The 13,669-nt window shown below is 64.8% G+C and carries 13 protein-coding genes; 11 read left to right on the forward strand and 2 right to left on the reverse strand.

What is annotated here, in order from left to right; all coding sequences use genetic code 11:
* Nucleotides 1-64: 64 nt before the first annotated feature.
* Both APZ15_RS27305 and APZ15_RS27310 read right to left on the reverse strand, forming a co-directional pair.
* Nucleotides 65-826 (reverse strand): ABC transporter permease, encoded by a 762-nt coding sequence (locus tag APZ15_RS27305; RefSeq protein ID WP_021160316.1) that lies wholly within the window; start codon nt 824-826, stop codon nt 65-67.
* Between the two features lie 3 nt (nt 827-829).
* Complete coding sequence (locus APZ15_RS27310) at nt 830-1,777, reverse strand: ABC transporter ATP-binding protein (RefSeq protein ID WP_027789763.1); 948 nt, start codon at nt 1,775-1,777, stop codon at nt 830-832.
* A gap of 442 nt (nt 1,778-2,219) precedes the next feature.
* On the opposite strand from APZ15_RS27310, the gene APZ15_RS27315 reads away from it, so the two are divergent.
* From APZ15_RS27315 to APZ15_RS27365, 11 genes are all read left to right on the forward strand, one after another.
* On the forward strand, nt 2,220-2,516 hold the full coding sequence (locus tag APZ15_RS27315; RefSeq protein WP_027789762.1) for a cupin domain-containing protein: 297 nt from the start codon (nt 2,220-2,222) through the stop codon (nt 2,514-2,516).
* 617 nt (nt 2,517-3,133) lie between these two features.
* Nucleotides 3,134-4,729, forward strand: coding sequence for a DUF2957 domain-containing protein (locus APZ15_RS27320; protein WP_027789761.1), 1,596 nt, complete (start codon nt 3,134-3,136; stop codon nt 4,727-4,729).
* A gap of 71 nt (nt 4,730-4,800) precedes the next feature.
* Nucleotides 4,801-6,054: a DUF2957 domain-containing protein gene (locus tag APZ15_RS27325; RefSeq protein ID WP_027789760.1), complete on the forward strand. Its 1,254-nt coding sequence runs from the start codon at nt 4,801-4,803 to the stop codon at nt 6,052-6,054.
* Between the two features lie 74 nt (nt 6,055-6,128).
* On the forward strand, nt 6,129-6,953 hold the full coding sequence (locus APZ15_RS27330) for an OmpW/AlkL family protein (protein ID WP_027789759.1): 825 nt from the start codon (nt 6,129-6,131) through the stop codon (nt 6,951-6,953).
* A 121-nt stretch (nt 6,954-7,074) separates the two neighbouring features.
* On the forward strand, nt 7,075-7,578 hold the full coding sequence (locus tag APZ15_RS27335; RefSeq protein ID WP_021160324.1) for a hypothetical protein: 504 nt from the start codon (nt 7,075-7,077) through the stop codon (nt 7,576-7,578).
* Nucleotides 7,579-7,758: 180 nt separating this feature from the next.
* Nucleotides 7,759-8,265, forward strand: coding sequence for a hypothetical protein (locus APZ15_RS41855; RefSeq protein ID WP_027789758.1), 507 nt, complete (start codon nt 7,759-7,761; stop codon nt 8,263-8,265).
* Nucleotides 8,266-8,499: 234 nt separating this feature from the next.
* On the forward strand, nt 8,500-9,591 hold the full coding sequence (locus APZ15_RS27345; RefSeq protein WP_027789757.1) for a hypothetical protein: 1,092 nt from the start codon (nt 8,500-8,502) through the stop codon (nt 9,589-9,591).
* A 489-nt stretch (nt 9,592-10,080) separates the two neighbouring features.
* The gene (locus APZ15_RS27350) at nt 10,081-11,223 is read left to right on the forward strand and encodes an MGDG synthase family glycosyltransferase (RefSeq protein ID WP_027789756.1); all 1,143 of its coding nucleotides are present in this window, start codon (nt 10,081-10,083) and stop codon (nt 11,221-11,223) included.
* Entirely contained in the window at nt 11,220-11,714 is a 495-nt protein-coding gene (locus tag APZ15_RS27355) for a hypothetical protein (protein WP_027789755.1), read from the forward strand. The genes APZ15_RS27350 and APZ15_RS27355 overlap by 4 nt, the downstream gene beginning before the upstream one ends.
* Nucleotides 11,715-11,727: 13 nt before the next feature.
* Complete coding sequence (locus tag APZ15_RS27360; protein WP_027789754.1) at nt 11,728-12,318, forward strand: dual specificity protein phosphatase family protein; 591 nt, start codon at nt 11,728-11,730, stop codon at nt 12,316-12,318.
* 416 nt (nt 12,319-12,734) lie between these two features.
* Nucleotides 12,735-13,661: a DUF4123 domain-containing protein gene (locus APZ15_RS27365; protein WP_138143421.1), complete on the forward strand. Its 927-nt coding sequence runs from the start codon at nt 12,735-12,737 to the stop codon at nt 13,659-13,661.
* Nucleotides 13,662-13,669: the final 8 nt, after the last annotated feature.

Raw genomic sequence — 13,669 nt, forward strand, 5'->3', positions numbered from 1 at the left:
CCGCATCAGAGGAAAAGCGCCGCCTGCTTGCCCAAATGCGTCATCGGCGGCGGCACATGCCGTATCAGTTCTTCAGCTTGTAGCCGGTGCGGAACATCCACGCGACGATCGCCAGCAGGATCACGAGGAACAGCCCGGTCGCGGCGAGGCTGATCCACACGTGCACGTCGGCGAGTCCGTAGAACGACCAGCGGAAGCCGCTGACCAGGTAGACGATCGGGTTGAACAGCGTGATGACGCGCCACGCGGGCGGCAGCATGTCGACCGAGTAGAAGCTGCCGCCGAGGAACGTGAGCGGCGTGATGATCAGGAGCGGCACGAGCTGCAGCTTCTCGAAGCTGTCGGCCCAGATGCCGATCACGAAGCCGAACAGGCTGAACGTGACCGCCGTCAGCACGAGGAACAGCACCATCCAGAACGGATGCAGGATGTGCAGCGGCACGAACAGGCCGGCCGTGGCGAGGATGATCACGCCGAGCAGGATCGACTTCGACGCGGCCGCGCCCACATACGCGATCACGATCTCCCAGTACGACACGGGCGCGGAGAGGATCTCGTAGATCGTGCCCGTGAAGCGCGGGAAGTAGATGCCGAACGACGCGTTCGAGATGCTCTGCGACAGCAGCGACAGCATCACGAGCCCCGGCACGATGAACGAGCCGTAGCCGATGCCGTTCACGTCGCTGATGCGCGAGCCGATCGCGGAGCCGAACACGACGAAATACAGCGACGTCGAGATCACCGGCGCGATGATGCTCTGCATCAGCGTGCGGCGCGTGCGGGCCATTTCGGCGCGGTAGATCGCGCGGATTCCATGCAGGTTCATGCGTCAGGCTCCTTGCTGCACGCCGTTGCGGCGGTTGTCGATCAGGCTGACGAAAATGTCCTCGAGCGAGCTCTGCGTCGTATGCAGGTCGCGAAAGCCGATGCCGGCCGAACCGAGCGCGTTGATCAGCGTCGCGATGCTCGCATCGTCGCGCTGCGAGTCGTACGTGTAGACGAGCGCTGCGCCGTCGTCCGCGCGTTCGAGGCCGAACGGCGCGAGCGCGGGCGGCACGTCCGCGAGCGGGTGCTCGAGCTGCACGGTGAGCTGCTTCTTGCCGAGCTTGCGCATCAGCTCGCGCTTCTCCTCGACGAGCACGAGCTCGCCGCCCAGGATGATGCCGATCCGGTCGGCCATTTCCTCGGCTTCCTCGATGTAGTGCGTGGTCAGCAGGATCGTCACGCCGCTTTCGCGCAGCGAATCGACGAGCTTCCACATGTCGCGGCGCAGCTCGACGTCGACGCCGGCCGTCGGCTCGTCGAGGAACAGGATGCGCGGCTCGTGCGACAGCGCCTTCGCGATCATCACGCGGCGCTTCATGCCGCCCGACAGCGTCATCAGCTTGTTGTCGCGCTTGTCCCACAGCGACAGCGCCCTCAGCGTCTTCTCGATATGTGCGGGATCGGGCGCCTTGCCGAACAGGCCGCGGCTGAACGACACGGTCGCCCAGACGGTTTCGAACGCGTCGGTCGTCAGCTCCTGCGGCACGAGGCCGATCATTTCGCGGGCCGCGCGGTAGTGATCGCGGATGTCGTGGCCGCCGACCGTCACGCGGCCTGAGGTCGGCGTGACGATGCCGCAGATCGAGCCGATCAGCGTCGTCTTGCCGGCGCCGTTCGGCCCGAGCAACGCGAAGATCTCGCCGGGGCGGATGTCGAGGGTCACGTGCTTCAGCGCCTGGAAGCCGGACGCGTAAGTCTTGGAGAGGTCGGAGACGGAAAGGATCGGTTGCATGCTCACGGATGGCACGGCCGGCCGGCGCAACGGTGTGCGCCGCGCGTGCCCGGCGCCGCCGCCGCTGCGAAGCGGCCGGGACCGGGGACGGCATGGCGAACGGGCGTCATGTCGAACGGCGTTGTGGTGCGGGATCGCAGGATCGCGGGATCGCCATATTAGCAATCGACAGATGGAAATGCATTCTCGTGGAAAGGGCGAGCGTTGCCGGTGCTGGATTGGCGTGAATTGACGGCGCATCGCCCAATAACGCGGTGTTTTATTTGCGGTGTTTGAACAATGCGTGCCGTTTTATGCGAACGGGGATGCGATCGCGTGTCCGTCCGGCGGCGGCGCGGCCGTCCGGCCGACTGTGCCGCCCGAAGGCCGACGCGCCGTACCGGGACGGCGCGCGCCGCGCTCGCGATAATGCGTTCCTTTCATCGTTTACGGAGCGGAGCGCATGTCTTTGATCGATTTCAAATCCGTGGCGGCCGCGCAGGCCGTCGCGTGGAAATCCACGATCGTCGGCGAGGTCGGGCCGGCCAGGATCAAGGTGCTGCGCATGGATGCGCAGGCTTACGAAGCGGAAGTGCACGACTACAACGAGGGGCTGCTGGTGCTCGACGGCCGGATGATGCTCGAGGTCGGGGGCGAGACGGTCGTCGTCGAGGCCGGGCAAATGTACCTGGCGCTTGCCGGCACGTCTCACGCGGTGCTGCCGGGCAGCCACGGCACGCTCGCGATCGTCGATGTGTGAGGTTGCGCTGCAGCATGCAGGCGGATCGTCGAGGGCCGGCAGGCAAGGCAGAGCGCGGATCGGCCGCGGTTATTCAAACGCGTGTTATACGGGTCATGTATTTGTCTGAGCAAATAAATTGAAGGCTGTTTGAAAATCTGTCAAATCCCCGGCATGCACTGCGATTGCGCGGTTTCGGCCGTTTGGAACTCTGCATCCATTTACTTGTAGGAATCGTCCGATCATAGTCTCGTCAAACGACGCATCACGATAACGAATCAAGCGTACGGATGGAGACCAATTGATGAGACGCCTATCCGCGGGGCCAGTCGGACTGCCGTTTCCCGTTTTTTCGCTGAACGCAGGCGCGATGCAGGTCGCGTACCTGCGTTGTCATATCGCCGTGTAGCGGCGAACCACATCCCGTTTCGATTGTTCTCACGGCGCCGTGCCGCATGACGGCGCCGCGGGAGAGCGCTTGTCTGCCGCCGCGCCGCGTGCCGCATTTGCCTGACCGGCATCGCGGCAGCCTTGCGCACACCGTCATGCGCCGCGCGTTCGTGCGGCGGCGCGATACCAACCGGCGGGCCATGCAGCCTGTCCGGACGAGACTTGTCGTACCTGAAAAGGAGGGGTTGATGATTTGCATTCCTGAATGGCGGAAAGCGATCCTGTCGTGCGCGGTCATCGCTTTGCCGTTCGTCGCCGGTTGCGGCGGCGGTGACGATCCGGGGCCGATCAACGTGCCGCAGTGCTCGGGGAGCGCGTGCGGGCCGAGCGGTTCCGTCACGACGCCGCCCGTCGTCGCGAAGCTGTGCCCGGACGCGCTCGACTACACGACGACGTACACGGGTGGCGCAGGCAGCGGCGAGTACGTGAAGGTGAAGTTCGACACGACGAAGATGACCTACCAGATGCAGTTCATCGAATCGTCGGTGCCGACGTCGGCGGGGCAGGTCAACAATACGCGCGCAGGCCTGACGATCAGCGGCGCGTTCCATCATCCGACCACGCTCCCGACCGCCGAGCAGAACCGCTGTGCGTTCGTGCTCGACAGCGGCGCGACGAGCGACGGCGCGTATTCGGTGACGATCAACCGTGCTGATCCGCCGATGCTGTTCGTCGGCAATGGCGTGGTGGGCGGCGGGATTCCGGGGGCGACGATTGCGTTCGCCGGTATCCCGCTGCTCCCGGGCATCACGCTCGGCGTCGTACCGTCGCGCACCTTCGATTTCTATCCGTTCATCGGCTTCACCGACACCGAAACCGACTTCACGAAAGTGGCGGGCAACTACAACGAGGTCGGCATCCATCTGTCGCCGATCGGCGGTGATGGTCAGAGCCCGACCGGGCCGGTCGGCTGGGAGCCCGACGTCGTCAACTGGAATCAGACGTTCAATGCGGACGGTTCGTGTTCTATCACGCAGGGCAGCGACTACTCGTGTCAGACGACCGGGACGCCGTGGGCGCAGCGCAAGAACGCGGACGGATCGGCAGACAATGTATTCGTGAGCAATCCGGTGGGGCAGGGGTATCCGATCGCGGGGCAGGGCTCGACGCTGATCATTGCACCGAGTCAGGCGAAAGGCATCATGATCGTCGGCAGGCTGAACGGCGTACTTGTGCCGATCGTGATTCGTGTCGGCTATACGCACGTCGATACGGTCAATCTGTTCGCATCGGTCGCCGATGCCGAAGTCGGCATCTCGATGCTGGCGTCGACGAAAGCGATTGCCGCGAACTCCCTGAAGGGGGGATATATCGGTGCGACCAGCGCATCCGCATGCGGCGTTGTGACATCCAGCGGTCAGGCGAACAAGGTGACGTCGCCGGGGCCGAGCTTCAACCCGAACATGCCGCACCCAGACCTGCCCGGCGTCTTCACCAATAACACCTTCTATTCGGTAGCAGGCAGTTGCGATGACGGCACGGCCGTCTCGACGATGGCCGCGAACTATACGTCCACGCTGTTCCAGGGCAGTACCGCGGCGTTCATCGATCCGCAGACGTCGGGGGTGACCTCGCAGTTCGGGCTCGACTACACGCAGGCGACGCCCGGCAAGATCAAGGTCACGGCCACGCAGGACTTCAACGCGAAGGGCGCGAGCGGCAACGTGGCGATCTTCAAGAAGGGCGACACGGGCTGGCTCGTGACGGCCGGCAATGTCTACGCGATGGTCGTCAACAACAGCCAGGTCAACCCGTTCTTCACGGTCGGCGCGTTCGTCCAGTAACCCTGTATTGAACACGTAACACCGGCGGCGCATGCGTCGCCGCCGGCGAATCGAATTTCAAGAGGATTCCTATGAACTTGAAGCAATGGATGGCCGCGGCGTCGCTCGCGCCCGTGCTGGCCGCGTGCGGCGGAGACGGCGACCCGCCGCCCGCGCCGGTGGTCCGGCTGTGCCCGCAGACGATCGACTACAACACCGTGTTCATCGGTGGGTCGGGGTCGGGCGAGCTCGTGAAGGTGCAGCTCGACACGACGAAGATGACGTACCGGATGACCTATCTCGCGTCGCCGGTGCCGGCCACCACGGGCACCGTGCAGCCGACGCGCGACACGGCACCGGCGAACGTGGTCGACGGCACGCTGGCCGACGAGACGGGCCTGCCGACGGTCAAGCTGAACCAGTGCACGTTCCGGATGCAGAACGCGAGCCTCGACCCGAGCCGCCCCGCGCGGCTGTTCCTCGGCGAAGGCGTGCTGGGCGGCGCGATCCCCGGCGCGACGATCCAGTTCGACGGCGTGATCGGCGTCGGCAAGATCCCGAAGACGACGTTCCCGTACTACCCGTTCATCAGCTTCTCGTCGCTGGAAACCGACCTGACGAAGATCGCCGGCAAGTACAACCAGCTCGGCTACCACCAGGTGCCGTCGCAAAGCTTCCAGCCGGTGGCGCTCGACCAGCAGGTGACGATCAACGCGGACGGCAGCTACGTCGAGACCGACAACTTCGGCAAGAAGAACGGCGGGCAGCCGCTCGCGTCGAGCGCGACCGTGAACCAGCCGTTCACGCTGCGTCCGGATGCGCCGGCGTTCCAGTCGCTCAACTACCTGCCGCAGATTCCGCCGACGCTCGCGGCGGTCGATCCCGCGAAGGCCGGCAAGGGAATCCTGATCGTCGGCAAGCTGCGCAACCAGCTCGTGCCGATCTTCATCCGCACCGGCGCGGCGAATGCGGACCTGACGCAGGGCTCGCCGAGCGCGGACGACGAATCGGGCATCTCGTTCCTGAGCCCGCAGACGGCGATCACGCAAGGCTCGCAGAACGGCGAGTACACGGGTGTCGACAGCGCGTTCAACTACCGCGCGACCGCGCTCGTCGGCGCGCAGGCCACGCTGCTCGATCCGTTCAACGCGTCGCAGGCCGCGCTCACGCGTGCACTGAACCTCGATTTCACGCAGAAGGTGCCGGGTGTCGTCACGACCGTGCATGCGGATGCGGCATCGGGGCCGGCGACCGGCAAGTTCGTGTTCACCGGCGGCGTGTTCGGGTTCCTCGACATGAACGATACGAGCAATCCGTACTTCACGGTCGGCGCCTTCGTGCAGTGACGCAAGCCCGGATGGAGACACGGCGGCGCCGCGCGAAAGCGCGCGGCGCCCGGACAGAATGAGAAGGAGACTTCATGAAGAAGCTGATTGTCGCGGGTGTCGTCGCAGGCATATCGACGCTCGCATCGGCCCAGCAGGCGGGCGACAACGTCGCGACGCTGGGCTGGTTGCACATCATGCCGCAGGATTCGACCAACGGGCTCACGACGAATCTCGCCGGCATGCCGATCAACGGGCCGCTGCGCCTGCCCGGGTCGTTCACGTCGCCCGGCACGAGCCTGACTGTCAACAACGCCGATACGGTCGGCCTGACGCTCACGCACTTCTTCACCGACCACATCGCGGTGACGTCGGTGCTCGGCGTGCCGCCGGAGTTCACGCTGACCGGGCACGGCACGATCAAGCCGCCGGGCCCGTCCGGCGCGCTGGGCAGCGTCAACATGGACAACCCGGCCAACCAGCCGGCCGTGAAGAACGCAAGGCAGTGGAGCCCGACGATCATTCTGCAGTACTACTTCAATTCGCCGACGGCGAAGTTCCGCCCGTTTGTCGGGATCGGCGTGGCCTACAGCTGGTTCAGCAACATCGAACTGAACGGCAACTTCGCGAAGGACATCAACGAAAACCTCGGCAGCGTGCTCGCGGCGGGCGCCGGCAAGCCAGGGCCGACGTCGGTCGAGGGCAAGGCGTCGTCGTCGTTCACGCCGGTCTACAACGTGGGCGCGAGCTACGCGATCGACAAGCACTGGGGGCTGACGGCGACGCTGACGTACATGCCGCTGAAGACCTACTCGTCGCTCGTGATCAAGGCGGCGGACGGTTCGACGCTCGCGACCACGCGCACACGGTTGAAGGCGGATCCGCTGATCACGTTCGTCGGGATTTCCTACAAGTTCTGAGCCGTCCGGCGCGCATGACGCGCACCGGCGGCTTCCTGCGACCGTCGGGCCGGAACGATTCGGCCGGGCGGTCGCGTTCCTGGCGGCGTGCCGCCATTTGTGAAGAGAGGGGGCAGTTCAAATGAGCATTCGCAAAATCGTATCGCTTGTTGCTGCAGTGGCTTTCACCGCGGTTTCCGCCGCGCCTGCTTTCGCAGTCACCGTTTCGCGGGCTGATGGTCAGCCGATGAACCCGAATGGAGAGCCGTTCTCGGCGACCGGGCTCACGAACCTCAGCAAGGGCGCGATCAGCGCAGGCTGTACCGCGACGTTCAACGGCACGATCACGTCGACCGGCATCGTCAACATCACGTCGACGACGTTCTCGGGCGGCGCGACATGCTCGCTGATCAACGGCAGCGCGAGCAGCACGTCGCCGTGGACGGGGCAGGCCGACAGCACGACGCAATTGTCGATCAACAACGTGAAGGTGAACGTCACGCTGCTCGGCACCTGCGGGCCGAGCAAGGTTGTCACGACGTGGAGCGATACGAACTCTTCGCTGACGTTCAATAACGCCACGCTGACGCCGGATTGCACGGTGGGCGGCACGGTGCTGACGTCGCCGAAGTTCCACGTGCAGTAAGCGTCGCGGATCGAAGCGGGTACCCGCCGCGCGCGAGGGTCGTGCGACAGGTGCGGCGGGTATTTGCGAATTCGAAGGGTTCGTGCCGTCGTGCGCATCGGCGCGACGGCCGGATTCATTCGACAGAGCGGCCGCGTTTCTCGTGTAAGGCCGCCATATATCAAGAGAGAGGCCGTACAGATGAACATTCGTCAAATTGCGTCGCTTGTTGCTGCAGTGGCATTCACCGCGGGTTCGGCCGCGCCTGCTTTTGCAGTGACCGTTTCACGCGTGGACGGCCAGCCGATGAATCCGAACGGCGAACCGTTTTCCGCGTCGGGGCTCACATCGCTCCAGAAGGGCGCGTTCAGTCCGATCAACTGTACGACGACGGTCAACGGCACCGTCACGCCGACCGGCATCGTCAACATCACGTCGACCCAGTTCACCGGCGGCACATTGTGCGTGTTGTTCACCGGTAGCGCGAGCAGTGCGGCGCCATGGACGGGAAACGTGGACAGCACGACGCAAGTGTCGATCAACAACGTGAAGCTGGACATGCGGGTACTCGGTACTTGTGGACCGAGCAAGGTCACGACGGCGTGGAGTGATCCGGACTCGCGCGTGACGCTCAACAACGCCGTGCTGACGCCGGATTGCACGGTGAACGGCTGGCTCGCGACGTCGCCGAAGTTCCACGTGCAGTAAGCGTCGGGCATTGATGCGGGGAACTCGCCTTGCACGAAGGCCGTGCGGGATGTGCGCGGGTTGCCGCTTCGTCGATGCGCTCGAGCCGTCTTCCGTATCAGCGTGACGACAGGCTGGCCGCACGTATCGCGATCCGATGCGTGTGGCGTTGCAGGGTCGGTACGGCGTACCGCGCCATCCGATTCGACTGAATTACCACTATTCCAAATTAGCCAGAACTATCCCGGAAGACCCATGCTTACCGATCCAGCAAAGTATGGCGATGCCCGCGGCGCCACGCCTGACCGGCTGCGCACGGCCGCGTGGCTGCAGTACCTGATCGAATATCTCGACGCTGCCGCTTGCGTAGCGATGGCGGCTGATGGTGGCGACAAGACCGTCGCCGCGTCGCAGGCGATACGGATGCGAACAGGCGCGAATCTGTCGCGTGGCGCAACGGCCGTGCTTCACGGGCTCGCGCCGTGGATCGCATCGGACGGCGGCGCCTGCGAATGCGACCTGACCGACCCGCGCGGCGCATGCTCGCATGTGCCTTCGATACGGCAACTCGCCGAAGCCGAACGCTGCTGCCCCGGGTCGCGTGCCGCGTTCGACACCGCACACGGCGTGATCGATGCATGCGCATTCGACGATCCCGATGTCGGCTGGGCCGCACTCGGGCGGATTGCCGGCGGTCTCGAATGCAGCGGGGGGGATGCCGGCGCATGCACCGCACATGAGACGGGCGCGCAGGGCGACACGCTGCCTGCGAAGAATCTGAGAGACAGGCTCGCCGTCATCGCGGCGGCGAGCGGAGAAACGTCGACCCTGCCGGGCGCCGTCATCGACGCGATCGTGCTGCGTGTATGCGGGCCACGCGACGATGCATCGCGCATCGACGAGATGGCTGCGCTCGTGACGTTCTCGGCCGTGCTCGCTGCCGGCAACGGGACCTCCATCGCCGCGTATGGCGGTCAGCACAACCTCGTTGCGCGGGCGATCCGCACGCATCGCGCTGATCTGGCGTCGGTGGACGGGGTGCTCGCGGCGTTGTCCGTGTGCAGGCTGGATCGACTCGTCGGCGCGGGCAGCTTTTGGGCTTATTACCTGCTGGCGGGTATCGCGATCGCAGCGCCTGACGCCGTGCGGGAAATCGGTCGCCGTTTTCATGGCGACGAGTGGCAGGCGTGCCTCGATCACGTGCTCGCGTGGCCGGCGGTCAGCCGCTTCGGGCCGAAGGAGGACGTCGCGTTCGATCACCTGCGTGGCGCAATGAGCCTGACATCTCGATGGAATCCGATCGTCCGCGGGAAGCGGATGCGCAAGCGTGCCGGTGTAGCGCCCTGATTCCACGAGCAAGGGGGCAAGGCCGGCTGACGCGCCAGCTTTTCCGAAGCCTCTTTCGAAGTAATCCGCAAGGATGCCAAACGATTCGCGTACGCGCATCCTGATTCGCGCGCCATGCCGGACCCCGTTCGCTCACGCGAACGGGCATCGGGCGGCAGCGCGCCGAGCCGTCATGCCGTCACCAGTCCACACTGGCCGCACACCGCACACCGCACACCGCACACCGCACACCGCACACCGCACACCGCACACCGCACACCGCACACCGCACACCACGCCATCCATCCCGCCTGCGCGCCCCGATTCCGGCGCCATCGCCCGAACGCAGTATGATTCCGCAAACGATGCCGGCGACCGCTTCGACGTCACTGCCCGCCCGCGTCGCCGAAGATCTGCCAAGCTTGCTGTAAGCCGGACGCAAACAGCCGCAGTGTGAGAGCGCTGCCGCGAACCCGCGTTCCGACCACCTTCATCGAAACGGTCAGTCAGATGTCAAAGCAAAACAAGAAAATCCTCCTCCTGAGCGTCAGCGCCGGCGCCGGCCATACCCGAGCGGCCGAAGCGATCCGCGCATTCGCCGACCACCATCCCGCCGGCATCGAAGCCACCCACCTGGACGTGATGGATTTCGTGTCCACCGGCTTCCGCAAGCTGTACACCGATCTCTACATCAAGCTCGTCAGCAGCCAGCCGGCGCTGTGGGGCTACCTGTACCAGAAGACGGACGAAGTCGATCCCGCCGCCCCGTCGCAGAAGATCCGGCGTGCGATCGAGCGGCTCAATTGCCGGCCGCTGCTCGCGGAGATCGAACGCCAGCGCCCGGACGCGATCATCTGCACGCACTTCCTGCCGGCCGAGCTGCTGTCGCGCGAGATCCGCAAGGAGCGCGTCGACACGCCGGTGTGGGTGCAGGTCACCGATTTCGACCTGCACAGCATGTGGGTCGTGCCGAACATGCGCGGTTATTTCGCGGCCAACGACGAGATCGCGTGGCGCATGCATGCCCGCGGCATGGCGCCTGAAACGGTGCACGTCAGCGGCATCCCGATCATGCCGGCGTTCGGCCAGCCGCTCGATCGCGCGGCCTGCGCGGCCGAGTACGGCCTCGATCCCGCGCGCCCGACCTTCCTGATGATGTCCGGCGGCGCGGGCCTCGGCGGGCTCGACGTGCTGGCGGCGCGCCTGCTCGGGATGGATGCCGACTTCCAGCTGATCGCGCTGGCCGGCAAGAACCAGGCGATGCTGGCATCGTTGCAGGAACTGGCCGCGCAACATCCGGGCCGGTTGTTTCCGCAGGGCTTCACGCAGCAGGTCGAGCGCCTGATGGCCTGCGCCGACCTCGTCATCACGAAGCCGGGCGGCCTGACGACGTCCGAATGTCTCGCGATGCAGTTGCCGATGATCGTCAACTCGCCGATTCCGGGCCAGGAAGAGCGCAATGCGGATTTCCTGCTCGAACAGGGTGTCGCGCTGAAGGCGATCGACGATGACGCGCTCGTCTACCGGATCCGCGCGCTGCTGCAGGCGCCGGAGCGTCTCGCCGACATGCGCCGCCGCCTCACGCCGCTCGGCCGGCCGCTCGCCGGCCGCTTCGTGCTCGATCGCGTGCTGGGCCTGGAGCCCGCCGCATGAGCGTCGTGCGCTTCGTGCCGACGCGCCATACGCTGTTTGTCGTTGCATGGGTCGTGTTGCTCGCGTATTTCTTCGCGAACGTGGAGATCCAGATCGAAGGCAGCGCGGGCTGGGCGGCCAACCTGCCGACGTGGCGCATCGAGCATCACTGGCTGCTCGACATCTTCTGGGGCGGGCGGCCGATGACCGGCTACCACGCGTGGGTGTTCCCGTTCGTCGCGCTGTTCTTTCACTGGCCGGCCGTGTTCAACGGACGGTGGTCGTGGCGCATCGAAGCGCGGATCGTCGCGTGCATCATGGTGTTCTGGCTGACCGAGGATTTCCTGTGGTTCGTGCTGAATCCGGCCTACGGTCTCACCCGCTTCAATCCGGCCAACGTGCCGTGGCATATCCATTGGTTCGGCGTGGCACCGACCGACTACTGGACGATGAGCGCCGCCGCGATCGTGCTGTTCATTCTTTCCCGCGAGCGCAAGCGCGCGTTCTACTGATCCCCGACCCGACATGAAACTCGCCTTCATTGCCGTGCTTTCCGTCACGCTCGCCGGGCTCGTGCAGCTGGCCCATGCGGACCCGGCCTCCGAGGTGTCCGCCCGGCCGAGGCCGATCAAATGGGCGCAGGGTGTGACCGATGCGCATGTGAACAACCTGCATCGGATCACGCCGACGCTGTACCGCAGTGCGCAGCTGTCGCGCGCGGATGTGCCGGAACTGCAGAAGCTCGGCATTCGCAAGGTCATCAGCTTCCGTTCGTTTCACGCGGACGACAGCATCCTGGCCGGCACGCAGATCAAGATGCAGCGCATCCGGATCAACACCTGGGACATCCGCGACGAAGACATGGTCGCGGCGCTGAAGGCGCTGCGTACGGCCGACCAGGACGGCCCGGTGCTGATCCACTGCCAGCACGGCGCCGATCGTACCGGCCTCGTGTCGGCGTTGTACCGGATGGTGTACCAGGGCTGGACGCGCGAGCAGGCGCTCGACGAACTGCAGCATGGCGGCTACGGGTTCCATCCGATCTGGCAGAACATCACGAACTACCTGAAGCGCGTGGATGTCGAGCGGTTGCGGCAGGAGGTCAATAGCGGCTGAGCCGGAAAGGAAAAACGCCGCCGACGGGAACCGTCGGCGGCGTTTCTTTTTGGGCGGCCGGGCAACACCGCCGCCGTCGTCAAACCGTCTCCGGTTGCCGCACGGCCTTCGCGACATTCCGCGCCATCGCCCCATTCGCGACGAAGTGAGGCACGTTCGCGCGCGCGCGAGTGGTTGCAAACCTTGTCAAAGATATCGATCGTCGATTCGCGCATCGATTCACTTCATCCTGGCTTATTTCCCGATGTAAATACCTTGCTGCAGGCTTGTTCAATGGTATGCAGTGCTTGTGAAAATCGCTCGATGAATTTCAGATTCGTCCGATAGACGTTAAGGCGATTGCCCGGTACTTTTGATCCCCGCCCAACAGGTGCCAACGCTATTCGCTATAGCGGGACAGGCAAGGGGGAAACCTGATGATCACAAAGCTTGAACTACAGCATTGGTCTCGCCGGGTGGTGGAAGCACTGCCACATACAAACTGGACGTCGCTGACGCAGGGGCCACGTCCGTGGCTTTGCCTGAGCGGTACTCACAGCGATTTGCTCGAAGAGGAAGTCCAGGCCGTGACTCGGCGGTTCCAGTATCGCTGGGTCTGGCGCGATACCGCCTGGGAGTATGGTGTTCCGGGCTACCGACAGGGGCCGCTGCTGGTTCCCCTTGACGAACCGCTCCATGCACAGGCCGTCGAATGCTGGCTACGCCAGCAGGCCGGATTTATCTTGCTGGGTCCCGACGAAGAAGACGCCTTGGTTTTCCACCTCCAGCGATTGCGTTTGCTGGAGACATCCGACGGCTTTCCGATCAGCATCGGCCTGCATGCCGGGCGACCCCTCGAAGAACTTTGCGAAGGGTTGCCGGCGCATCGCCTGTCCGAGCTGTTCGACCCCATCAAAAGCTTCATCTGGTATGCGGGCGACGAGCGGACGGGTGAGTGGCTGTTTGCCGATGTACCGGCTACCGATCGCCCGACATCAGTGCCCGAAGGGCCCGTCACGTTGACGTTGTACGACGAGATCGCCCTCGATCAGGCCAGCCTTGCGTGGTTCATGCGCGACTGCGCCCGCGCGTTCCGTCAATGCTTTCCTGCCTATGACCATCCGGACAATGAACCGGTGCTATGGCGGCATCTGGTCCACTTTGCCAACGAAGCGACCGACCAACTGGCGCTCACCACGGAGCGCGACGTGCGCCATTACATGGAACTGCGCTTCCGGTATTCGCATGAACTGTTTGCCAAGGATGCCGCGTTGCGTGACATCTTGATCCAGCGGCAGGTGGATGGGAAGCAGCGGCTGTTCGCAGCCGAAGCGCGGCTCAAGACACTCGCTCCGACGGCGTAAGGAAATGA

Origin of the sequence: Burkholderia cepacia ATCC 25416 (genome assembly GCF_001411495.1) — a bacterium.
GTDB lineage: Bacteria > Pseudomonadota > Gammaproteobacteria > Burkholderiales > Burkholderiaceae > Burkholderia > Burkholderia cepacia.